A 23339-nucleotide genomic window follows, 5' to 3' on the forward strand; every position below is an offset into this window, starting at 1 on the left:
CAAAATAAAAAGCAAATATGATTATATTTGCACCAATATCTATGTATCTTTCAATACTAGAAAGACTAGAGGCCAAAACTGACCACTAGTCGTAAATTTCTAAAAACTATAGTTTAGAATTTTATTATTTAAGCTCAACTTTAGCGCCAGCTTCTTCAAGTTGCTTTTTAAGAGCTTCTGCTTCATCTTTAGATGCAGCTTCTTTAACTGTGAAAGGAGTACCTTCTACAGCTTCTTTAGCTTCTTTAAGACCAAGACCAGTTGCGCCTCTTACTGCTTTAATAGCAGCGATTTTGTTTGAACCAGCTTCAACTAAAACAACGTCAAATTCAGTTTTCTCTTCAGCAGCAGCAGCTTCGCCACCAGCAGCAGGGCCAGCAACAGCAACAGCAGCAGCAGCAGATACGCCAAATTTTTCTTCCATCATTTTAACTAGATCACATACATCCATTACACTCATTTCAGCAACAGCATTTAGGATATCTTCTTTTGTTATAGACATTTTTATAACTCCTATTTATTTAACAATTAATTCTTTTTCAGCTTTTTCATAAGCCAGTGCAATTATTTACTATCTCCAACAGCAGCAAATACTCGTACCGCTTGAGACGGAATCTCATTAAGAGTACGAACAAACTTAGTAACTGGTGCTTGCATAACATTAAGTAATGTAGCAAGTGCCTCTTCCCTAGTAGGAAGCTTAGCAAAGTCATCTAACTTTTCAGGACCAAACAGTTCACCAGACATAGCTAAATTCTTAACTTCAAAAGCATTGTGCTCTTTTTGGAAGTTCTTGAATAGCTTAGCTGCTGCACCTGGCTCATCCTTAGAAAGAGCAAGAACAAGAGGACCTTTAAGAGCATCACCAAGACACTCAAAATCAGTTCCTTTAATTGCTAAACGTGCTAAGTTGTTACGCACAACTCTTAAATAAACTCCAGACTCACGAGCTTGCTTTCTTAATGAAGTCATTTCATTAACCGTCAAGCCACGGTAATCTGCAACTGCTGCAGACAATGCTGTAGAGACATTTTCAGCAACTTCAGCGACAATTGCTTTTTTGTCTTCTATTCTAAGTGCCATATCGACTCCTTATTTTATTGTCTACACTTTATTTAATTAACACGATATTTAGACCAAAAAGGTTGTCAACATCGTCTGCGTAGGATAAGTTATTAAGCCAAGCAAGCTCAGCTCCTACGGTCTTTGATCGTTGTATTTTCATACAACCCAAAGAAATTGCAAAGCAGTATATTATATATTTAAATCCGAAAAGTCAACACTTATTCCTGGACCCATTGTACTAGATACAGAAACTTTCTTCAGATAAATACCTTTTGATACTGCTGGTTTTGCTTTTTTAAGATCAGCTAAAAGCTGCTCTAAGTTTTGTGTTAAAGCATCAGTAGTAAAGTTTACTTTACCAATCGTAGTATGAATTATACCAGCTTTATCAACTCTATATCTAACCTGACCTGCTTTAGCATCTGTTACAGCTTTGGCAACATCCATAGTTACAGTACCAACCTTAGGGTTAGGCATAAGTCCTTTTGGACCAAGTATTTGACCTAACTGACCCACAACTCTCATGGAATCAGGAGAAGCGATAACAACATCAAAGTCCATATTACCTTTTTTCACTTCATCAGCCAAATCTTCCATACCAACAATATCAGCGCCAGCAGCTTTCGCAGCATCTGCCGCAGGGCCTTTAGCAAAAACCGCCACTCTCACAGTTTTACCAGTACCATTAGGAAGAACTGAAGCACCTCTGACGACCTGATCAGATTTACGAGGATCTACACCTAAAGCCACAGAAACATCAACTGACTCAACAAACTTAACAGAAGAAACATCTCTTAAGATATCAAAAGCCTCTGATACAGGATATTTTTTCTCAGCATCGACTTTAGCCGAGATCTCTTTCATTCTTTTTGAAATTTTAGCCATTATTCAACCCCTTCTACTTTTACACCCATACTACGTGCAGAACCTGCAATAATTCTTACAGCAGCATTAACATCTGCAGCTGTTAAATCAGGATCCTTAACCTTAGCAATTTCTTCTAACTGCTCACGAGTAATAGTACCAATAAAGTCTTTTGAAGGGTTTGATGAACCAGACTTAACTTTAATAGCTTTCTTGATCAGATAAGAAGCTGGTGGCGTCTTCATCTCAAATGTAAAGCTACGATCACCATATACAGATATTTCTACAGGTATTGGCATACCAGGTTCCATACCTTGTGTCTTAGCATTAAACTCTTTACAAAAACCCATAATATTAACACCATGCTGACCCAACGCAGGACCAATTGGTGGACTAGGGTTTGCCTTGCCAGCTGCAACTTGCAACTTAATAATAGCTTCTATTTTTTTCTTAGCCATTTTTATTCTCCAAATTTAGGTTAATAGCACTTATATGAAAATATAAGCTCCCTATCATCTTAGTAAATACTACTAAGACTCTTTTTCAACTTGTGAAAACTCAAGCTCAACAGGAGTAGATCTACCCAAAATAGATACCGCAACCCTCAATCTTGACTTTTCATAGTTAACTTCTTCAATAACACCCGTAAAGTCATTAAACGGTCCTTCTAAAACCCTAACAACCTCACCAACATGGTACGTTTTTCTCAATCTTGGCTCAACTGCAGAAGCATTTCCTTCCACAAAACCTAGTATTCTTTCAACCTCAGGCTTACTAAGAGGAATAGGCTTCCCTCTTGAACCAACAACTGTTAAAACTCTAGGAACTGCTTTAATAATATCCCAAGCTTCTGTTGTCAAATTAGCTTCAATCAAAACATATCCGGGAAAATATTTTCTTTCACTTTTACGTTTCTGCCCGCCTCTCATCTCAACAACATTTTCAGTCGGCACAAGTATTCTACCAAAATTCTCTTTCAAGCCTGCTATTTCTATATTTTCTTCTAGCTGAGTTTTAACTCTTTTTTCATAACCTGAGTGCACCTGCGCAACATACCAAAGCATACCAATATCCTTTTATTAACCCAGAAAATACTGAATAAAATTCTCAAATATAACACCAAATAAAGATATAATTAGTGCAAAAATTATAACTACAACTATAACCATAGCAGATATTGTCATAGTTTCTTTTCGCGTAGGCCATACGACTTTCGCTAACTCAAGCTTAGATGCTTGAAAAAAAGCCCAGAAACGACGACCCTGATTTGTAAATCTTGCAACCACTAATGCAGCCAGAACCACCACTACAGCCAAAGAAGTATTATACGAACTGTAGCTTGAACCTAAAACATCAGAATACATAGTAACAGCAACACCAGCAACCACTATTGCTACAGCCACCAACCACAATAACGCACTACTAGACTTAGAAATCTTCTTAACTTCTGTGGTCTTCGTGGCACCACTTATCCAAACCTTATTATTAAAACCTTGATTCTTTTTCACAAGACATCCTTTTTCTTAAAAAGAGTATTTTTAATTAGAGAAATTATAAACGTAGGCAATAAAATACCATAGCAAACAGACAATATCAAGAAATAAAAAAGGCGGAGTTGCAATTTATACAACACCGCCTTAATTATGTGGCAGGCCAGGAGGGACTCGAACCCCCAACTTGCGGTTTTGGAGACCGCTGCTCTACCAATTGAACTACTGACCTATATTTTTGTTAAATTACCTATTATTCGATAATTTTAGCAACAACACCAGCACCAACTGTTCTACCACCTTCACGGATAGCAAAACGTAGACCTTCGTCCATAGCGATTGGGTTGATTAAAGTGATAGTCATCTTAACATTATCACCAGGCATTACCATTTCAACACCTTCTGGTAACTCAACAGCACCAGTAATGTCTGTAGTACGGAAGTAGAACTGTGGTCTATATCCTTTGAAGAATGGAGTATGTCTACCACCTTCTTCTTTAGAAAGAACATATACTTCAGCTTCAAACTTAGTATGAGGCTTAATTGAACCTGGCTTACATAATACTTGACCACGCTCAACGTCGTCTCTCTTAAGACCACGAACTAGGATACCGACGTTATCACCAGCTTCTCCTCTATCAAGAAGCTTACGGAACATTTCAACACCTGTTACTGTAGTCTTTTGAGTTGGACGAATACCAACAACTTCAACTTCATCACCAACGTTAATAACACCACGCTCAACACGGCCAGTTACAACTGTACCACGACCTGAGATCGAGAACACATCTTCAATTGGAAGAATGAACGGCTTCTCTGTATCACGCTCAGGTGCAGGAATGTAGTCATCCATAGCCTGCACAAGCTCAACAATTTTCTCAACGTACTGTTCTTCACCTTCGATAGCTTTAAGAGCAGAACCCATAACAACTGGAGTATCATCACCAGGGAACTCGTACTGATCTAGAAGCTCACGAACTTCCATTTCAACTAGTTCTAACAATTCCTCGTCATCTACCATGTCACACTTGTTTAAGAAAACAACGATTTTTGGTACACCAACCTGACGTGAAAGTAGAATGTGCTCACGAGTCTGTGGCATAGGACCATCAGCTGCAGAACATACTAGGATAGCGCCGTCCATCTGAGCAGCACCAGTAATCATATTCTTAACGTAGTCCGCGTGTCCTGGACAGTCAACGTGAGCATAGTGTCTATTTGGAGACTCATACTCAACGTGAGAAGTATTAATAGTTATACCACGCGCTTTCTCTTCTGGTGCGTTATCAATTTCATCAAAGTTCTTAGCTGCAGAACCATTTTTCTCAGCCATAACTTTAGTGATCGCAGCAGTAAGAGTAGTCTTACCATGGTCAACGTGACCAATAGTACCTACGTTTACGTGCGGCTTCAAACGTTCAAATTTTTCTTTAGCCATTTTCATGCTCCATTTTTTTTCAACAAAAAACAATAGTTTAAATATGGTGCTCACAACCAGACTTGAACTGGTGACCTCTCCCTTACCAAGGGAGTGCTCTACCAACTGAGCCATGCGAGCTTATTAATATTTTATTATAAATTAGGTTTAGGTGGAGCGGGTGATGGGAATCGAACCCACACTATCGGCTTGGAAGGCCGAAGTTCTACCATTGAACTACACCCGCATGGTGGAGGGAGCAGGATTCGAACCTGCGAAGGCTGAGCCGTCAGATTTACAGTCTGATCCCTTTGGCCGCTCGGGAATCCCTCCCCTAAAACTTTTAGATAACTATAAAGTTTATTTGACTAAAAATCAAGCTTTTTTATGATAATTTGTATTTTGCTTTACGCCAACAACTCATCTAACAAAAAACTAAGGTTATATTACTATGCGTAGGTGTAAATGTAAAGTTATTATATCGTTTTTTATAAAACCACACACATTTTTTGTGCTCTTGTCATCGCCACATAAAGTATTTGATTTCTTTCTATAAAATTCTTATTTAATGAGATATCTTTTAGAAGTACAAATACCTTTTTATAAGTCGACCCTTGTGCTTTATGAGCCGTAACAGCAAAGCCATAATCCAAGTCTTTTTTTATTACACTATTCTTGGGCCTTAAACTACCATCAGAATATCTTTCAACATCAATCATTAATAAGTTATTTTTACGAAACTCATAATACGTTGACCACGTTCTATCGCTCCTAGCAATCTCTAGTAAGTTATCATGTATCTCTGCATACTGATTTAAATTACAAATATCATCTGAATCTATTATGAAAATACTTTTTTCATCAAAACCCTTATAAATTTTTGCTTTTTCATGCACCTTTACACTATATCCCATAAGGCCATTCATATTTTTTTGCTTTTTTGATACCTCAACCACCTTATAATCAACACAATTATTTATCAAGAAAGATTCTTTAGAATTGGCTTTAATGGCTCGATAGCCAATTAAAACATCACCTTTCTCAATTAAGTCAGCGCCTTCTCCAAACACCAAGTCCCTGATTATCCTATTCGCCAACATGACTGTCTTATTGCGCCAAGCTATTAACTTAGCATAGTTCAAATCAGTCTTTGCATAAGATGATCCAAAAACTTTTTTTATTTGCTCTCTAAACTCATCATTTGACTTAACAAAGAGCACACCCTCATTCTCTTTATTCAACACAGTTTCTTTTTTATTCAAAAAACATGGTAGCTCTTCACTAACGTCTCTTAGTTGCTGGCTTAACTCTACTAGTGGGTTGCTATCTGCTTGTCGCATAAGTTGAGTAAGTTCACATCTATTCTCTAATTGAAAAATTGGACTAACCTGATCGCCAACTGGTGGTATTTGTGCTTTATCACCCAAAAATATAACCTTAGATGATAATGATTTAGTAATTTCTGAATCAATAAGCTCAAATAGTGATTTATTTATCATACTAGCTTCATCAATTATTATTAAGTCATAATTTTTGATACTCGCCTTATTAATTTGTCCAAAGACAGGTTCATTCGGATTGAAGTCAGCAAGATTTATATCAGGCTGCAAACCAAGTAAAGAATGAATAGTATAACCCTGCCTAGTAGTTGATTGTGAAATAACAGCATTTGCCTTACGAGTCGGTGCAGAAACTATTGCTCTTTTGGGGTATTCATCCAAAATCTTTTTGACCACAGTAGTCTTGCCTGTACCTGCAAAACCTGAGAGTAAAAAATAAGACTCCCTACTCGCAATAAATTCTTTTATAAGGCGAATAGCTTCTATTTGCTGTTGATTAAGAATTATTTTCTGCCCATTCGGCAAATATAAATAATTTTCAGAATTGAGAAAGTTTTTTTGCATTATTTATTTTCTAACTCGGAAAACCTCGTAATAACCCTAGAAAGAATTAGATTATTTGGCATAACAATTTCATTACCAGCTTCATCATTTAGTTTTGTATACAGGAAACCGATCGATCTAACTTGGCCTTTTACACCACCCAAATCCACCTTCTCACCTATCTCAAAAGGCTTACTAAACGCCAGCATAATCCCTGATGCTACAATATTATAAGATGTCTTAAGAGACATAGAAATACCAAAAACGATCCCCGTTAAAACTCCTGTAACAGGCGATATAGGAACTCCAAGCTTCGCTAGTGCAATAACCACCACTAAAACTAAGAAAATGGTATACACAACGCTTGATAAAAATTGTGATACCGTCTTATCATACTCCTCAAGCAAGTGGTAAACTACTTTTTTTATATATTTAGATATCCAAAAACCTATACCTAAAATTAAAACTGAAATAATTAGGTTCATCCAAAATGATCCTCCAACACCTATCTGATCAAACATTTCTTTTTATTCTCCATATATGTTTTTTTAGCACTGGCAAGCATAAGAATAGCAGCACAACTAAGGACTATTGATATTGAGGCAAATAAAACCTCCTCAAAAGCTTCGAGATGATTTACTCTCCCCATCAAAGTGTTCAATATAAAAATCACATTCTCCACAACAAATAATGCCATACTTATAGCAAAAACAGATAAACATATAGAAAATCTATATAAAAAAGCTGATATTGCAAACAACAGCAACAATGGATATATAACTATCTGCAAAGCATCTATAAAGAAATACTCGAATGTTTCTACACACTCAAAATTATATTTAATTGTAGATATGTATATAAGTGCAAAAACAAAAAATGTTGCAAACAATATTAGAGCATCTCTACTAAAAACACTATCATTAAACTCATGATATCTTTTTTTTGAAAACAAGAGTCCACATACCGTAATAAAAGCAGCACCAGAAACAAATCCATCATAAGAAAAAGTATTCTCTAAATATATACGATGCGCAACATATCCAAAACCACCCATAGCTAACAAAGATATTGAAAAACAAATCCAAAAGGCTGCATCCCAAGGCTTTTTCTTTGCAAAAATATAACTTAAAATTGCACAGCATAAAAATAGCATAAGTGAAATAAATAGCCTCAAAATATCATCAGCTAACAATGGTAAATAAATCATCTCACACATTTTATTAGAAAACTCCTTTTGTTCTCAGAAACAAATATAAACCTGTAGCAATAACACTTCCCAGCACCGGGCCAACTATTGGTACCCACGCATAACTCCACTGTGAAGAGCCTTTGCCCTGTATTGGCATGATAGCATGAAACAATCTAGGTCCAAAATCCCTAGCAGGGTTGATAGCATAACCAGTAGTTCCACCAAGCGACAATCCAATTGCAATAACCACAAAGGCTACTGGAATTCCCCCTAAAGCTCCCATATCTATCGGATAAGCCGTAGTCACACTAGCCTCACCAGCATGAGCAACCACACCATGCATTGTTAAAATCGCAAAAATAAGTACAAAGGTACCGATAACCTCACTAGCAAAGTTTGAGGGTAAATGCTTAATAGCTGGTGATGTACAATGAGTAGCTAATTTCAAGTCAGTATTATCAGTAGCTGAGTAGTGTGGATAATACATAGTCCACACTAGAAGCTGACCAACCATAGCACCTAATATCTGTGAAATAACAAATGGTACAACCCACCCCCATGAGAACTTACCGGCAATAGCAAGTGCTAATGTAACAGCTGGATTTAAGTGAGCTCCACTAATAGGGCCAGCAACCAACACGCCCAAAAACACTGCCAAACCCCAAGCGAATGTGATAACAATCCAACCACCATTCTCTGACTTAGTACCTTTTAAAACAACTCCGGCAACCACACCATTTCCCAGCAGTATCAAAATCATTGTACCAATAAATTCAGCTATGCACGCTTCTAACATAAATAACCCTTAATTATACAACTCATCAACATTAAAGTTCTTAGAAAATTCCATAAAGCTATCAATTTGCTGATTTTGCCAAGCTTCATCTTTGTCCAACTCTTTTGCCATGAGTTTAGCAACAACTGGAGCTGCATCGATACTAGCCTTAATATCTAAAAAGGCTGCTCTAGTTCGGCGAGCTAAAACATCCTCAACAGTTTGAGCCTTCTCAGCTCTAACATGATAAACAACCTCTGCCTGATAATATGGTAAATCACCATGTAACAACTCAAAATTATCAAGCTCTGTTTGGATTGCTTTAATATCTTCAGCATTTTTACCATAAACCTTTAGTGGATAAGCATCTTTTGGTTCAATAGCGTCAACAAGTAACTCATTAGAAGTCTTGGAAGTCTTTTGAGCAATTTTTTTAGTCTCGATAAAATCTATAACATCCTGCCCCATCCTTCTAAAGATTGTCCACTTACCACCAACAACTGTGATTAAGCCATCTTTTGACTCTACAACCTCATGCTTACGCGAGATTTTAGCCGTGTTTTTAGCATTTTTGGGAGAAACTAAAGGGCGCTGACCACAATATACTGATTTAATATCTGCAACTGTAGCTTTTGTTTTTGCATATTGGTTAAAAGTCTCTAGGATAAAATCAATCTCGGACTTCTCAGCTCTTGGCTCAATGCTTGGTGCTTCTTTTTTGATATCTGTAGTACCAACGATCAAATGATTATGCCAAGGCAATATAAATAACACTCGACCATCTTCTGTTTCTGGAATTAAAATTGCATGCTCTGTTGGGAATTTCTCTCTATCAAAGACTATATGTGTACCTTGAGCAACCGATACATATTTATGAGAATCTTGCTGATTTGCGATATCAATAGTTTTATCTGTAAATGTCCCTGTAGCATTCACTATATGTTTAGCTGTAAATTCTTTTTGCTCGCCTGACAGGGTATCAACCACTTTTACAGTATCTAATTTTGAATTTGTAGAGCTAAAGACCTTCTCAACCTTATGATAATTAAGAGCTGTACCACCTTTTGCCTCAAAAGTCTTCATCAATGAGATCAGTAATCTAGTATCATCAAACTGACCATCATAATAAACTAAACTTTTCAGCAATTTCGAATCATCAATATTTGGTAGCTCTACCAATGTTTGCTGTTTATTTAGATTATAGCTTTTGCCAATTTTATACTTACCCGACAAAAACTCATATAGCTTTACACCAATTGTATATTTAATAGTCTCAAAATAACTACGAGTTGGAATAAGATAAGACTGCTTATGAGTCAAGTGTGGCGCATTATGTAAGAATGAATATCTTTCCTCAAGCCCCTCTTTCACCAAAGCAAAATCAAAATTCTCAAGATACCTCAAGCCACCATGTATCAGCTTAGTCGACTTTGAAGATGTTCCTTTACCAAAATCATAGGCTTCTAAAAGCAAAGTTTTATACCCTCTAGAAACCGCCTCTACAGCACAACCAAACCCAGTTGCACCACCACCTATAACTATTATGTCGTATTCGTTTTTCATTTATTTTTTTTCAAATCTTTATATCTAAAAAATCGCCACTCTTACAGAGCAACCACAAAATTTGCTAATATTACTCAGCCCAAGCCTTACTTCTATCTACTGCTTTTTTCCAACCCTTATAATCATGGGCTACTGTTTGAGGGTCTTTTTGTGGCTCAAAAGTCTTTTCTGTTGTGAGAATAGATTTCAATTCTTCTTTATCTTTCCAAAAACCTACAGATAGACCTGCTAAGAAAACTGCCCCTAAACCAGTAATTTCATTAATCTTCGGCTTAGAAATCTCTGATTGTAAAATATCAGATTGGAACTGCATTAGAAAATTATTTTGAACTGCTCCACCATCTACTCGAAGCCCTGCTAAATCAAGACCCGTATCTTCTTTCATACAATCCAAAACATCTTTTGCCTGATATGCTATAGCCTCAAGTGCTGCCCTTATGATATGCTCACGCCTAGTATCACGAGTAATACCAACAATAGTACCTCTAGCATACATATCCCAGTATGGCGTACCGAGACCAACAAAAGCTGGGACCAAATAAACACCATCCGTTGAATCAATTTTTGTAGCATAGTACTCACTATCTTCAGCAGAGCGTACAAGACCTAGACCATCACGAATCCATTGAACAACTGCTCCCGCGATAAATACACTACCTTCAAGAGCATAAGTTGGCTTACCATTCTCAGCCCAAGCAATAGTCGTAAGGAGCCCTGCATCAGAAAACACAGGTTTATCACCAACATTCATTAAAGCAAAGCACCCTGTACCATAAGTGTTTTTCGCCATACCTTCCTCAAAACAGCAATGACCAAATAAAGCTGACTGCTGGTCACCTGCCACACCAGCTATTGGAATTCTAGCGCCGCCCAAAGTACTTGGATGAGTGTGCCCAAAATCACCACTTGAAGATCTAACCTCTGGTAGCATTGATACAGGAATATCTAAATACTCTAGAATTTTTTTGTCCCATTCAAGTGTATTGATATTGAACAACATTGTTCTTGAAGCATTTGAAAAGTCAGTAGCGTGAACCTCACCCTTAGTTAAATTCCAGATTAACCAAGTATCGATTGTTCCAAAAAGTAAATCTCCTTTTTCTGCTTTCTCCCTAGCACCATCTACGTTATCAAGTATCCACTTAACTTTTGTACCAGAGAAATATGCGTCGACCACAAGACCTGTATTTTTACGAATATAATTAGTAAATTCTTTATCTTTATTGATCTCATCACAGATATGCGATGTTCTTCGGCACTGCCAAACTATAGCATTATAAACTGGCTGGCCTGTATTCTTATCCCAAACAACTGTGGTTTCCCTTTGGTTAGTAATACCTATTGCAGCTATATCTCGCGGAGAAACTCTAGCATACTCTAAAGCTTCTCTAACAATACTACTTTGCGATGCCCAAATTTCCATAGGGTCATGCTCTACCCAACCATTCTTTGGGTAAGTTTGAGTAAATTCTTTTTGCGCTATCTTTTTAATATTACCTTGCTTATCAAAGATAATAGCACGAGAACTAGTGGTGCCCTGGTCAACTGCTAATATAAATTCTTTTGACATAAAAAAACTCCATAAGTAAAAAAAACTACAAATTTCTAAATAAATATTTTATGCTTTTTTCTCTTTAATAAAAAGAGACAGCAACACAGATAAAAACATTAATACTGGTAAAATGAATAATGAATATTTAAACGCCTCTAGTTGCGCAAAACCATAATTCTCCAAAGATGAAACCATATATCCAACAAATGGCTGAAGCACAGCACCACTTAAAGGTATAAATAGATTAACCGCAGCAATACCAGTAGCTATATACATTGGACTGATATGTTGGCGCAAAATTGTAAAATTAAGAACATGAGCTGCCTGCATACCACCCCATAGCACGCACAATATACACATAATTATTGGATTAACATGTAGATATACAACAGCCACAACGATAAACAAACCAAAAATTGAAGCCCATGTAAGTAAGGCTTTTTGCTTGTTTAACAACGTTGCTACAACCCCCCATAAAGGACTAAAAATTGCAATCCCAATAAATATCATAGATGATGCAGCCCCTGCGTAATGCTCAGAATATCCATCTAAACTTAAGAACCTATAGCTCCACAAATCAGCAAATATAGCTGTAGTTCCATAAATTGTAAAACAGAAAAAACCATTTAATAATATTTGTTTAATTTTAAAAACTATTGGAATATCTTCAATCTTTGTATGAGTATCAGCCAACTCATCTGTATCTGTCTGGTTATGTAGCTCCTTAAACGGTATAAAAAACAATACACTTAAAAATAACACTACTGAGACAATAAGAATTCCAGACATTATAACTTGGATACTAAAATTATTGGCCAAAATAACTAGTGGCAATCCAGTCAGAGTTCCCGCGCCATACATGAGCATCTGAGTCGCCCCCGTGAATAAAGGGAAAGTTCTTTTAGGAAGCCATATAGCTATCGCTTTCAGTGCAGATAAGAAAGCAAATCCTCCACCAATACCTGCTAATATTCTATATAAAATAAGATATTCTGGAGATGTCGCTCTAGTTGCGATAAAAACCCCTACAGAAAATATCAAGGTGCTGACTGCCATAATTCTTTTGACACCAAACTTATCTAATAAAATGCCTGCTGGAAGTTGTGAAGCAACATACGCCCAATAAAATGCTGAGCTTAAAACACTAATTTGCTCTGGCGTTAGGTTATATGGTACTGTAGAAAAGTCATTATAAAGTGAATTTCCTGAAGCTCGTATTATGAATTCAAGTGCATAAAAAAACGCACATATAAACCATATTGTAAATCCAACCCTGGTAATTTTTTGCATAGTTTGAAATATAGAGATTAATTATTTAAAAAATTATGCTAGAAAACCATCTACATGTAAATAAAATAATCTCTCTTGAGCCCAAACTAGCTACTCTATCTAGATAGCATTAAAAACTAATTTAGAAATTCCATTCAAATCCTGTTTTCAACATTCTTGAGCCTTTATATTGTGCTCCATCGAATCCTGTAAACATATCTGTATTATCTGCCATTTCACCAGTTAAGTTATACTGCCCTTCTAAGAGAAGCCCAAAGTTATCTGATAGATTATATTTAGCACCTGTTCTTCCACTAGCAAACGCTGCTATGCGAGACCCTGTATCATATGCAGAATTAACATTATTTAACTGATATGGATTAGCTCCTAACACAGTACCACCATAGAGCTCAAACTTATCATTCCATAATTTTTTAACTAACTTTGTTTCCTGGGTATAAAACTTTGTATCTTTGAGATCTCCCATAGATCCTTCAGCTATTAGGTTAGTAGAGCTAGTATATGCATCAAAAGTAAGGCTATCAGTAATATCAAAAGCACTATCAGAAACATTAACCAAAAAATCGGAAGCATTTTCCCTATCTATCACTTCATTTCCACGCTCTGTACTTGGACGATAAAAAGCATCATTTGCTGTTATGTAATACTTACCTGTTTTTAGATCAAGCTTATTATCAGAATAAGCAAAAAAAGAACATAAAAATAACACAGAAAAAGCTACTACATTCTTCATAATTGACACCTCCATATTTAAAACCAATATTATCATAATTTAATACTAATTAGATCATGTTAAAAAAAGTTAATTAGACTTTTAGCTAATGAAAAGATAAATTAAAGAAATATTCATTTTAGGTATTTGGTAATGCAAAAATTTAAACTATCGTTAGTATTAGTAGTAGGAATTAGTTTTTATTGCTATGAGTTTTTTTTGAGAATACTGACAGGTGCTTATCAAGAACAAATAGTTGAACACTTTAATCTTTCAACACATATTGGATTCTCTTTTTTAGTATCTAGTTACAATATTACATACCTCCTAATGCAAATACCTGCTGGAATACTACTTGATAGATACGGCAGTAAGAAAGTACTTATTAGTGCCACTATACTCTGTGGAGTTGGTAACATCATTTTTGTCTCAGGTGGTTACGAATTAGCACTATTCGGTAGATTACTAGTAGGACTAGGATCTTCATTTGCTTTTATTGGTGTTCTAAAACTTACTTTAGAAAATTTTGAATCAAAATATTTCCCGATAATAACAAGTTTAGTTATATCACTCGGAACACTCGCTGCAGCATTTTCTCAAAACATAAGTGTCATCATATCTCACTATGATACTTCTTGGATAAATATCTTTATCTATTCTGGGGTTATAGCCCTGCCCCTAGCACTGCTTTTTCAAATCATAATCCCACAAGAAAGATATTCTTCGACACTTATGCCAAAATTTAGTGAAATACTAAAACGAGGTAAACAGCTAATAAAAAATAGTTTAATCTGGAAAAACGCAATGTGGGCAGGACTTCTATATACACCAACAGTAATTTTAACATCACAATATGGTGTACTGTATTTCAAGCAGTCTTACGGTTTTGACAGTATATATTCAACAACCATGATAACTGCGATTTTCATTGGTTGGATTATTTTTTCACCAATAATGACACATATGTGTAACAAATTCAGTGGCAAAAAAATCATAACCATTTCAATAGTTGGAATTATTCTAATATCCGTACTAGTAAATGCTCATTTATTTAAGAATTATGCTATTAGTATTGCGTTCTTATTCGGCACTTTTTCAGCATCACAAGTCTTAGTGTGGTATTACTTTAATAAGATATGCCCTCCAAGCTTTGCTGCGGTTGGGATTGCAATCACAAATATGTTTATAACATTAGTAATAGAGATTGGACAACTTAGTGCTGGACTAGCTATTGATGGTGGTGATCACTTTAATATAAATGCAAATACAAGTATAACAATTGCTTTTGGTATTGTTCTAGCTTTAGCATTTATTATCATGAGAAGCATGATAATAAATATTAAAGCTTAACTAAATTTGCAATATCTGCTAACAGTATTTTCTGACCAACATCTGTACCAAAGTCCACAGTATAAAACTCTTTTGAACCTTGAGATTGTGCTTTGACAAAGACTCCCTTACCAAAAATCTTATGAAACACCTTATCTCCTTTTTTGAACTTATTTCCTTTTGTATCATTTGACTTAAGAAAGTCAAAAGGAGATACTCCAAAATTTGATTTTTGCTTTAACTTTGGTTTATTTTGAGATCCTACAGTTAGTTTACCCTCATTAATATGTTCAGAGTCTATTTCCATCAGAAAGCGTGATTTGACTTGGAAACTACTTCTACCGAAGATATTACGTACTTGAGCATAGCTAATGGTTAGAGCCTTCATAGCTCTTGTTACAGCAACATAAAATAGACGTCTCTCTTCAGCTAGCTTTTCTTGGATTTTTTTAGATTCTGCACTAGTATATGCCTCTTCAGCATTAATAATCGAGCTAGGAGGAAATACTCCTTCTTCTGCAGCCACCAAGAAGACATAGCGAAACTCTAAACCTTTTGACGCATGTATTGTCATTAACTGAACACTATCTGCATTTTCATCAGCCTGCATCTCACCAGCTTCTAGCACTGCAAAAGACAAAAAATCTTGTAGTATATCAATATTATCATCAAGTAACTCTATCTGCGGTTCAAAATCTTTAGCTGCACTTATTAACTCTTTTAAGTTATCAATTTTTTGACGATCTTTTTCAGTATCTTTTTCTTGATATGATGCCAACAAACCACTTTCATTAATTACAGTTTCAAGAAGCTTATCTAGACTTAAGTCTTTTATTTGTGATGAAATAGCATTTATAATTTCTATAAACTTCAACAGAAGAGACGCGGCTCTTTTTGTTACAATTTCTTTCTGGATAATATCTATAGTGGCTTGCCAATATGATACATTATTAATCTGTGAGAAATTACGAATTGTATCTAAAGTTTTGTTACCAATTCCTCGTGTTGGTGTGTTAATAATTCTCTCAAATGCTAAGTTATCATTACTTGTAACAGCTAATCTTAAATATGCTAAGGCATCCTTAACTTCAGCTCGATCAAAGAAACGAAAACCTCCATAAATCCTATAAGGTATACTTGCATAAATACAACTCTCCTCAAGGACACGCGACAAATAGTTTGAGCGATATAAAATTGCCATATCAGAATAGTCAACTCCTTCATCATGTAATTGGCGAATTTTATCTATAATATATTTCGCTTCATCACGCTCATTAACTGCACAATACACTTCAACTTTTTCGCCATCTTCAGCAGCAGACCATAGCTCTTTTAACATTCTATTATCGTTATTTTTGATTACAGAATTAGCTACTTTAAGAATATTCTTTGTTGAACGATAGTTTTGCTCTAACTTTATGATTTCAACATCGTTTAGATCTGCGACATATTTGTGAATGTTATCAACGACTGCACCACGCCAACCATATATTGACTGATCATCATCTCCAACTGCCATCATGTAGTTATTATCTGTAACAAGTAACTTCAACCACATATATTGGACTTGGTTAGTATCCTGAAACTCGTCTATCAAAATATACCTAAATAAACTCTGATAATATTCTCTAAGCTGTTGATTAAGAGAGAACAGTTCATATAAATACAAAAGTAAGTCGGCAAAATCTAAAGCATTATCTAACTGTAATCTCTCTTCATAAGCAGTATAGATATGAGCATAATTAATATCATACTGTTTTGTTAATTTGTTACTACGAATAGCCTTATCTTTTTGCTTATTAATAAAATTTTGCAATAATTTTGGTGGATATTTTTTATCATCAAGATCCAAACTCTTAATTACTTTTTTGATTAATTGAGCCTGCTCATCTTGATCAAGAATTCTAAAGTTCTTATCTAGACCCAACTCATGAGCATGCTTACGCAATAATCTATGAGCAATACCGTGAAAAGTACCTATCCACATACCAAAAGTTGAAATGCCAAGCATTTTCTCAACTCGGTGTTGGATTTCTTTAGCTGCTTTGTTTGTAAATGTTACAGCTAGAATATTTTCTACAGATACTCCTTTATCACGACAAAGATACGCTATACGAGAAGTTAAAACTTTTGTTTTGCCACTACCCGCTCCAGCAAGTATCAAAGAATTACGATCCTCTAGCAAGGTCGCTTTTTTTTGTTGGGGATTTAACCCTGAAAGAAAGTCTTTATTAGACATTAGAATCAATATTTTATATAACTAGATAGACAATATTTTAACAAAAAATATTCTACTAATGTGAAGTTTCAATAACTAAACTTATTACTGTTGTGAATTAGAGCTAAACAATGCGCTTGTGAAGTTTTTTGCATTAAATACTTGCAGATCGTCAATCTTCTCACCAACACCGATGAATCTAAGTGGTAGTCCCATTTTCTTAGCAATTGAGAAGACTATTCCACCTTTTGCAGTACCATCAAGTTTAGTGATTGTTATACCTGTTAGGTTAACAATCTCATTAAATGCCTCAGCTTGACTAAGAGCATTACCACCAGTTGTAGCATCTACAACAAGCATTGTCTCATGAGGTGCAGAATCATCGACTTTTTTAATTACCTTAACAACTTTTTTTAGTTCTTGCATCAGATTATCTTTATTATGCAAACGTCCTGCAGTATCTGCTATTACTACATCGATACCTCTAGATTTTGCAGAGCTTATAGCATCATAAATAACAGACGCGCTATCAGCTCCTTCTTTTTGATAAACAACTTGCGTATTATTTCTATCGCCCCATTCTCGAAGCTGCTCAACAGCTGCTGCACGGAAAGTATCTCCAGCTGCTAATATTACTGATTTACCTTCAGACTGTAGTTTTTTGGTAAGCTTACCTATAGTTGTTGTTTTACCTACACCATTTACACCGACAATAAGTATTACATAAGGAGTATTTTCATGATTAATCTGTAATGGTTGCTGACACGGCAAAATAATTTCTGTCAGTTTATCCTGAATAATTTCATTAAGCTTATCTGCCGTCTGAAGCTCATTTCTTGCTACTTTCCCACGTAAATACTCAACTATTTCGTCAGTAGCCTCAACACCAACATCAGATGTTAAAAGTTGCATTTCAATATCTTCTAGCAGCTCTTCATCAACTACTTTTTGCCCCATAAGAACGGTGCTTAAGCCACTTCCAAACTTACTAGCTGTCTTTGACAGACCTGACTGAAGCCTTGAAAATAGTCCTTTTTTATTATCTTGTTCGTGAACTCTTTCTATTTCAGATGATGACTGAACTTCTTTCTTCTTTTTAAAAAACATTTAGTTATACTCTAGAAAAATTATTATAAAAATCGACTACTCAAAATATTTATCTCTAAGCTTTGCTATCTTTTGATGCAAAGGATCAAACATGCTTACAATGTTTTTAGACTTTATAAAGTGAACTTCTCCTTCAAAAGCAATTTCATCCCCTGCCTGAGCATAAACTTCTAAAAGCTTATAACGTAAATCAATATTATTAGGATTCTTCTCTAATGAATCTTGAATAGTAATACTTGCTTCAACATACTTCTCACTATCCAAAAATTGCTCAACAAGCTCATTTACATATTGAAGCTCCTGCTCGGCCTGCTCTTGAGAATCTAACTCTTGAATTTTAGATTCATCATCAGCATTTAAAAGTGCTTCATCAGTATTAGTTTCAAATACAACTCCTCGTTCTGTTTTAACTACAACATTATCTCTCTCAGAGTATATATTATTAGTTATTTCAGCAGATTCAATGTTCTCAGAAATATCTTGATTTAGCTCATGCTCAAAATCTTCTGAACTAGCCTTGTTTTGGCTATTAGAATTAACTTTATTAGCATTATCAAAAAAATCAAACTCTTCTTGAGGGCCACTATTAGACTTTCGAGAACTATAAAACTCATTTCCCGAAACAACAGGAGAAATACGTGACATTAGGTGATCTCTTTTCTTTCTTGAGATTATTTCTAACTCCTGTTCTTTCTTCGAGTTTCTTGTTTCCCAAAATCTCCTACCAACAATAACAGCCACGGCTAAAACTACGATATAAACAATAAACTTAAATAGTGAGCCTAAAAATGAAAATGAGCTTTCTTCATATGATTCATTTTCTTGAATATTTGCTGAACTTATTTGGCTATTTAGATTACTTTTATATGCTTCGTGAGCATTTTCTTCTCCAGGTATTAAGGTTGGAATCTTATCCTCACTTAATACATTGGGGGATGATAAACTATCAGATTCAGAATCTGTTGAAACCATTGTTTGATCGCCAAGCTTAGGTGTACTTGATGAGTCATTACTAGAAGAAGGCTGATTATACGAACCTTGAATCATCCGATTTCTTGTCAAGGTTAGACCATCTTCAACTTCACCTTTAGTAGTAGGAATAGCAAGTTTATCACCAATTTTGATTCTATTATCAACGATTCCTGGAATCTCAGATTTATTTATGCCTTTTATTGCATCAGTTAATTCAGAAGTACTTACACCACTCACTGAATGGCTTTTTGCTATTTTATACAAATAGTCATTCGACTTAACTGTATATATCTCCATCGCGAATGCAGGCGCTACCATAACCAACGCACATCCAGCGGCAAGAATCTTATTGATACCCTTAAACATCTAGCACCCTAATATAAATTTATAAACAAATACTTGAAAAGTATAGCATATTTTTTTACTTAAAAAGCATATGATTTTAATGCTCTCTTGTAGCACTAAATATAATATCAGGATTTTTATCCTGCGCTAAGTGCAAGTTTACTCCTGTTGGCGCAAGATATGTAAGATAGCCAGCACCATCATATGATAGATTAGCCTCATATTTTTTCTTAAAATCATTAAGCTTTTTCTCATCATCACAAAAAATCCAGCGAGCTAATGATACATTGACCCCTTCATAAGAACACTTAACGTTATACTCTGAGGCAAGACGTTGAGCAACTACATCAAACTGAAGTATACCAACAGCTCCAAGCACAAGATCATTAGAAATCACTGGCTTAAAGACTTGAGTTGCACCCTCTTCTGATAGTTGCACCAATCCTTTTTGTAAAGCCTTCATCTTGAGTGGATCATTCAGCTTAACTCTCTTAAAAATCTCTGGCGCAAAATTTGGAATACCTTTAAACTTAAGCTTCTCGCCTTGAGTAAAACTATCACCTATCTGAATACTACCATGATTATGCAAACCAATTATATCTCCAGCATAACCCTCTTCAACTTGCTCGCGCTCACCTGCCATGAATGTTAAAGCTTTTGATATTTGCATCATTTTGCCTGTTCGTTCATGATAAATTTTCATTCCTTTCTCATATTTACCTGAACATATCCTAAAAAAGGCAATTCTATCGCGATGCTTATCATCCATATTAGCCTGTATCTTAAACACAAAGCCTGTTAATTTACCTTCATCTGTATTTACAAGCCTTTCATTTGTCTCGCGTGGCTGCGGATCAGGTGCATAAGCTGTAAAACCATCCATCATTTCTTTTACACCAAAGTTAGATAACGCTGTTCCAAAATATACAGGTGTTAGCTCTCCTTTTAAGAATGCTTCTTGATCAAACTCGTGACTAGCTCCACGTACTAGTTCTATTTCCATCTCTAAGTCATCAAATAGCTCTGTACCAATTTCATTTTTAGCATTAGCTAAACCTTTAATTTTTTTATAAGGATGAATTTCATGACCATGCCCTCCTTCAAAAAGAGTAACTTCATCTTCATACAAATCATAAACTCCTTTGAAGAATTTACCCATGCCTATTGGCCAATTCATAGGAGCACACTTGATTTTCATAATATCTTCAACCTCGTCCAGAAGCTCTAATGGATCTCTTGTATCTCGGTCAAATTTATTCATAAAAGTCAAAATAGGTGTATCCCTAAGGCGACAAACATTCATAAGCTTAATTGTACGATCTTCTACACCCTTAACAGCATCAACAACCATCAATGCTGAATCTACTGCCGTTAATGTACGATAAGTATCCTCGGAAAAATCCTCATGTCCTGGAGTGTCAAGTAGATTTACAATTTTATTATTATAAGGAAACTGCATTACAGAGGTTGTGATAGATATCCCTCTTTCTTTTTCCATTTCCATCCAATCAGATGTCGCATGCACACCACTTTTTTTAGCTTTTACTGTTCCTGCTGTTTTAATAGCATTTCCAAACAAAAGCATCTTCTCAGTAATTGTTGTCTTACCCGCATCAGGGTGAGAAATAATTGCAAAAGTTCTTCTTTTAGCAATTTCTTTTAAAATATCACTCATAATTTTTATCTTCTTATATAAATCAACTAACAAAGATTTTACTAGAAATATTTTTATTTAAAACTAAAAATATTTATCCAAAATGGTGCAGATTTCTTTTTCGATGGCATCTATAGACTGAGAAGCATCAATTTCATAGGCATTATTATTTTTTGTCACTAAACTCTTAAAAACAGCTCTTGTTCTATCAAAAAATGCTAAACCTGCTTTCTCAATTCTATCAGGAGAACCTACTTTACCTGCTCTAGCCAATCCAACAGCAGGATCAATATCTAAATATATTGTTAAATCAGGCTGACAATCTTTTAAGAATGTCTCATTTAGAGCATTTAACTTATCAAAACCAAGCTCTCGGCCACCACCTTGATAAGCCATGCTAGACCAGTAGAACCTATCTGATACTACATGAAGATTGCTTTCAAGTGCCGGCTTAATTAGAGCTTCAACATGCTGCACTCTACTTGCATACATCAATAAAAGCTCAGTATCCGAAGCGACCATCTCTTCTTCACAATCCTTAAGTGCTAGAGCTCTTATTTCTTCGGCGACCTTAGTACCCCCTGGCTCACGAGTATACACTGTAGCTAAAGATTTAGAGTCTAAATATTTCTTAATAAAACCAATAGCTGTACTTTTGCCAGCACCATCAAGACCTTCTATAACTATAAATTTTGACATAATTTTTATATAAACAATCCTACAATTACTGCTGATAGAAAACTAACTAAGGTGGCTCCAAACAGCATTTTTAAACCAAAAGCACCCACTATCTCCCCAGACCTTTTACTTAACGAGTATATTGTACCAACCACAATCCCAATTGAGCTAAAATTTGCAAAAGACACTAGAAACACAGAAATAACCGCCTGAGTATGTAATGATAAATTAGCCATATTATCTTTAACCATCAACATCGCCACAAACTCATTTGATACTAATTTTGTACCCATCACTTTTCCAGCAAATAAAAGCTCACTTGCAGGAATATGTAGAACCCACGCAAATGGATAAAACAGATAACCTAATAAGTTTTGAAATGAAATACCTAATATACTTTCAAAAACTGAATTTAGTGTAGCTATTAGAGCCATAAAGCCAATTAAAATTGCCGCAACTACAACAGCTATTTTAAAACCATCGAGGATGTATTCTCCTAATACTACAAAAAAAGCTCTTTTACTGTCCGTATCATAATCAACCTCTAACTCTTCATAACTAGACTCTTTTTTATAATTATAGGGGTTTATGATATGTAGTACAAAAAAAGTACTTAGCATATTCATAATAATTGCCACACATACATATTTTGCATCAATCATAGTCATATATGACCCTAATATCGACAAAGATACTGTTGACATTGCCGTAGCCGCCATTGTATACAAAACATTCGGAGATAAATGTCCAATAATATTTTTATATGCTAAAAAATTCTCTGCTTGCCCAAGTGATATTGAACTTACAGCATTAAATGATTCTAACTTACCCATACCACTAACCTTAGATAATAAAAATCCAACACTTCTAATAACTAAAGGTAGAATCTTAAGGTACTGTAGGATACCAATGAGTGCAGAAATAAAGACTATTGGCATCAAAACATTTAAAAATAAAACAAAACCATTATTTTCATTAGTATCAATATTACCAAAAACAAATCTTACGCCAACTTGAGACTTATCAATCAAAAAATCAAAAACACTTGCAAAACCATTCATAATAACAACACCAAAACGTGTTTCTAGTAGAACCACACACATCACTAGTTGCACAGTCATTATTATAAATAAAGAGCGGTATTTGATAGCTTTTCTATCTGAGCTACAAATAAAAGCTAATAAAAAAACAACTACAACTCCAAGAATAAAGAACAAAAGTCTTGAGATCACAACT

The 23339-nt window shown here is 35.2% G+C and carries 22 protein-coding genes and 4 tRNA genes; 1 reads left to right on the forward strand and 25 read right to left on the reverse strand.

Annotation, left to right across the window (positions count from 1 at the left end):
- Positions 1–124 precede the first annotated feature (124 nt).
- From rplL to F3D59_RS05755, 19 genes are all read right to left on the reverse strand, one after another.
- Positions 125–502, reverse strand: a complete 378-nt coding sequence (rplL, locus tag F3D59_RS05665) for a 50S ribosomal protein L7/L12 (protein ID WP_013922412.1) — start codon at positions 500–502, stop codon at positions 125–127.
- 62 nt (positions 503–564) lie between these two features.
- Positions 565–1083, reverse strand: coding sequence for a 50S ribosomal protein L10 (rplJ, locus tag F3D59_RS05670; RefSeq protein ID WP_013922411.1), 519 nt, complete (start codon positions 1081–1083; stop codon positions 565–567).
- A 171-nt stretch (positions 1084–1254) separates the two neighbouring features.
- Positions 1255–1950, reverse strand: coding sequence for a 50S ribosomal protein L1 (rplA, locus tag F3D59_RS05675; RefSeq protein ID WP_013922410.1), 696 nt, complete (start codon positions 1948–1950; stop codon positions 1255–1257).
- The gene (gene rplK, locus F3D59_RS05680; RefSeq protein ID WP_150464131.1) at positions 1950–2387 is read right to left on the reverse strand and encodes a 50S ribosomal protein L11; all 438 of its coding nucleotides are present in this window, start codon (positions 2385–2387) and stop codon (positions 1950–1952) included. Before rplK ends, rplA begins: the two co-directional genes overlap by 1 nt.
- Before the next feature lie 72 nt (positions 2388–2459).
- Positions 2460–2993, reverse strand: coding sequence for a transcription termination/antitermination protein NusG (nusG, locus tag F3D59_RS05685; protein WP_150464132.1), 534 nt, complete (start codon positions 2991–2993; stop codon positions 2460–2462).
- Between the two features lie 15 nt (positions 2994–3008).
- The gene (gene secE, locus F3D59_RS05690) at positions 3009–3437 is read right to left on the reverse strand and encodes a preprotein translocase subunit SecE (protein ID WP_146420850.1); all 429 of its coding nucleotides are present in this window, start codon (positions 3435–3437) and stop codon (positions 3009–3011) included.
- Between the two features lie 138 nt (positions 3438–3575).
- Positions 3576–3651, reverse strand: a tRNA-Trp gene (locus F3D59_RS05695).
- A gap of 21 nt (positions 3652–3672) precedes the next feature.
- The gene (gene tuf, locus F3D59_RS05700; protein WP_013922406.1) at positions 3673–4857 is read right to left on the reverse strand and encodes an elongation factor Tu; all 1185 of its coding nucleotides are present in this window, start codon (positions 4855–4857) and stop codon (positions 3673–3675) included.
- Positions 4858–4901: 44 nt separating this feature from the next.
- Positions 4902–4977: transfer RNA gene (locus tag F3D59_RS05705), tRNA-Thr, on the reverse strand.
- Between the two features lie 32 nt (positions 4978–5009).
- Positions 5010–5083, reverse strand: a tRNA-Gly gene (locus F3D59_RS05710).
- A gap of 1 nt (position 5084) precedes the next feature.
- Positions 5085–5169 (reverse strand) — tRNA-Tyr (locus tag F3D59_RS05715).
- 155 nt (positions 5170–5324) lie between these two features.
- Positions 5325–6740, reverse strand: a complete 1416-nt coding sequence (locus F3D59_RS05720; protein WP_150464133.1) for an ATP-dependent RecD-like DNA helicase — start codon at positions 6738–6740, stop codon at positions 5325–5327.
- Positions 6740–7240: a mechanosensitive ion channel domain-containing protein gene (locus tag F3D59_RS05725; protein ID WP_150464134.1), complete on the reverse strand. Its 501-nt coding sequence runs from the start codon at positions 7238–7240 to the stop codon at positions 6740–6742. Before F3D59_RS05725 ends, F3D59_RS05720 begins: the two co-directional genes overlap by 1 nt.
- Positions 7225–7935 carry a hypothetical protein gene (locus F3D59_RS05730; protein ID WP_150464135.1) on the reverse strand — a complete coding sequence of 237 codons (711 nt, stop codon included), beginning with the start codon at positions 7933–7935 and terminating at the stop codon, positions 7225–7227. The genes F3D59_RS05725 and F3D59_RS05730 overlap by 16 nt, the downstream gene beginning before the upstream one ends.
- Before the next feature lie 4 nt (positions 7936–7939).
- On the reverse strand, positions 7940–8704 hold the full coding sequence (locus tag F3D59_RS05735; RefSeq protein ID WP_146420854.1) for an MIP/aquaporin family protein: 765 nt from the start codon (positions 8702–8704) through the stop codon (positions 7940–7942).
- A 9-nt stretch (positions 8705–8713) separates the two neighbouring features.
- Complete coding sequence (locus tag F3D59_RS05740; RefSeq protein ID WP_150464136.1) at positions 8714–10246, reverse strand: glycerol-3-phosphate dehydrogenase/oxidase; 1533 nt, start codon at positions 10244–10246, stop codon at positions 8714–8716.
- Between the two features lie 70 nt (positions 10247–10316).
- Entirely contained in the window at positions 10317–11816 is a 1500-nt protein-coding gene (gene glpK, locus F3D59_RS05745) for a glycerol kinase GlpK (RefSeq protein ID WP_150464137.1), read from the reverse strand.
- A 48-nt stretch (positions 11817–11864) separates the two neighbouring features.
- Complete coding sequence (locus tag F3D59_RS05750) at positions 11865–13088, reverse strand: MFS transporter (protein WP_150464138.1); 1224 nt, start codon at positions 13086–13088, stop codon at positions 11865–11867.
- A 121-nt stretch (positions 13089–13209) separates the two neighbouring features.
- Positions 13210–13821: a hypothetical protein gene (locus F3D59_RS05755; RefSeq protein WP_150464139.1), complete on the reverse strand. Its 612-nt coding sequence runs from the start codon at positions 13819–13821 to the stop codon at positions 13210–13212.
- 132 nt (positions 13822–13953) lie between these two features.
- Here F3D59_RS05755 and F3D59_RS05760 point away from each other — a divergent pair, with 132 nt between their 5' ends.
- Entirely contained in the window at positions 13954–15150 is a 1197-nt protein-coding gene (locus F3D59_RS05760; RefSeq protein WP_150464140.1) for an MFS transporter, read from the forward strand.
- On the opposite strand, the gene F3D59_RS05765 is transcribed toward F3D59_RS05760, so the two are convergent.
- The 6 genes from F3D59_RS05765 to F3D59_RS05790 form a co-directional block, all read right to left on the reverse strand.
- Entirely contained in the window at positions 15140–17368 is a 2229-nt protein-coding gene (locus F3D59_RS05765) for a UvrD-helicase domain-containing protein (protein WP_150464141.1), read from the reverse strand. The two genes, F3D59_RS05760 and F3D59_RS05765, sit on opposite strands and share 11 nt — an antisense overlap.
- An 84-nt stretch (positions 17369–17452) precedes the next feature.
- Positions 17453–18454: a signal recognition particle-docking protein FtsY gene (ftsY, locus tag F3D59_RS05770; RefSeq protein ID WP_150464142.1), complete on the reverse strand. Its 1002-nt coding sequence runs from the start codon at positions 18452–18454 to the stop codon at positions 17453–17455.
- Positions 18455–18490: 36 nt separating this feature from the next.
- A complete protein-coding gene (locus F3D59_RS05775) occupies positions 18491–19792 on the reverse strand; it encodes a LysM peptidoglycan-binding domain-containing protein (RefSeq protein ID WP_150464143.1) in 1302 nt (433 codons plus the stop codon).
- A 76-nt stretch (positions 19793–19868) separates the two neighbouring features.
- Positions 19869–21446 carry a peptide chain release factor 3 gene (locus tag F3D59_RS05780; protein ID WP_013922393.1) on the reverse strand — a complete coding sequence of 526 codons (1578 nt, stop codon included), beginning with the start codon at positions 21444–21446 and terminating at the stop codon, positions 19869–19871.
- A gap of 63 nt (positions 21447–21509) precedes the next feature.
- Positions 21510–22127, reverse strand: a complete 618-nt coding sequence (gene tmk / locus F3D59_RS05785) for a dTMP kinase (RefSeq protein ID WP_191092447.1) — start codon at positions 22125–22127, stop codon at positions 21510–21512.
- Between the two features lie 2 nt (positions 22128–22129).
- On the reverse strand, positions 22130–23335 hold the full coding sequence (locus F3D59_RS05790) for a NupC/NupG family nucleoside CNT transporter (RefSeq protein WP_150464145.1): 1206 nt from the start codon (positions 23333–23335) through the stop codon (positions 22130–22132).
- Positions 23336–23339: the final 4 nt, after the last annotated feature.

The organism is Francisella sp. XLW-1, assembly GCF_008711455.1.
GTDB classification, from domain to species: domain Bacteria; phylum Pseudomonadota; class Gammaproteobacteria; order Francisellales; family Francisellaceae; genus Francisella; species Francisella salimarina.

Bases quoted from the DNA above. Each gene is read 5' to 3' on its own strand.
- rplL (WP_013922412.1), bottom strand. From the start codon at position 502: ATGTCTATAACAAAAGAAGATATCCTAAATGCTGTTGCTGAAATGAGT.
- rplJ (WP_013922411.1), bottom strand. From the start codon at position 1,083: ATGGCACTTAGAATAGAAGACAAAAAAGCAATTGTCGCTGAAGTTGCT.
- rplA (WP_013922410.1), bottom strand. From the start codon at position 1,950: ATGGCTAAAATTTCAAAAAGAATGAAAGAGATCTCGGCTAAAGTCGAT.
- rplK (WP_150464131.1), bottom strand. From the start codon at position 2,387: ATGGCTAAGAAAAAAATAGAAGCTATTATTAAGTTGCAAGTTGCAGCT.
- nusG (WP_150464132.1), bottom strand. From the start codon at position 2,993: ATGCTTTGGTATGTTGCGCAGGTGCACTCAGGTTATGAAAAAAGAGTT.
- tuf (WP_013922406.1), bottom strand. From the start codon at position 4,857: ATGGCTAAAGAAAAATTTGAACGTTTGAAGCCGCACGTAAACGTAGGT.
- F3D59_RS05720 (WP_150464133.1), bottom strand. From the start codon at position 6,740: ATGCAAAAAAACTTTCTCAATTCTGAAAATTATTTATATTTGCCGAAT.
- F3D59_RS05725 (WP_150464134.1), bottom strand. From the start codon at position 7,240: ATGTTTGATCAGATAGGTGTTGGAGGATCATTTTGGATGAACCTAATT.
- F3D59_RS05730 (WP_150464135.1), bottom strand. From the start codon at position 7,935: ATGTGTGAGATGATTTATTTACCATTGTTAGCTGATGATATTTTGAGG.
- F3D59_RS05735 (WP_146420854.1), bottom strand. From the start codon at position 8,704: ATGTTAGAAGCGTGCATAGCTGAATTTATTGGTACAATGATTTTGATA.
- F3D59_RS05740 (WP_150464136.1), bottom strand. From the start codon at position 10,246: ATGAAAAACGAATACGACATAATAGTTATAGGTGGTGGTGCAACTGGG.
- glpK (WP_150464137.1), bottom strand. From the start codon at position 11,816: ATGTCAAAAGAATTTATATTAGCAGTTGACCAGGGCACCACTAGTTCT.
- F3D59_RS05750 (WP_150464138.1), bottom strand. From the start codon at position 13,088: ATGCAAAAAATTACCAGGGTTGGATTTACAATATGGTTTATATGTGCG.
- F3D59_RS05755 (WP_150464139.1), bottom strand. From the start codon at position 13,821: ATGAAGAATGTAGTAGCTTTTTCTGTGTTATTTTTATGTTCTTTTTTT.
- F3D59_RS05760 (WP_150464140.1), top strand. From the start codon at position 13,954: ATGCAAAAATTTAAACTATCGTTAGTATTAGTAGTAGGAATTAGTTTT.
- F3D59_RS05765 (WP_150464141.1), bottom strand. From the start codon at position 17,368: ATGTCTAATAAAGACTTTCTTTCAGGGTTAAATCCCCAACAAAAAAAA.
- ftsY (WP_150464142.1), bottom strand. From the start codon at position 18,454: ATGTTTTTTAAAAAGAAGAAAGAAGTTCAGTCATCATCTGAAATAGAA.
- F3D59_RS05775 (WP_150464143.1), bottom strand. From the start codon at position 19,792: ATGTTTAAGGGTATCAATAAGATTCTTGCCGCTGGATGTGCGTTGGTT.
- F3D59_RS05780 (WP_013922393.1), bottom strand. From the start codon at position 21,446: ATGAGTGATATTTTAAAAGAAATTGCTAAAAGAAGAACTTTTGCAATT.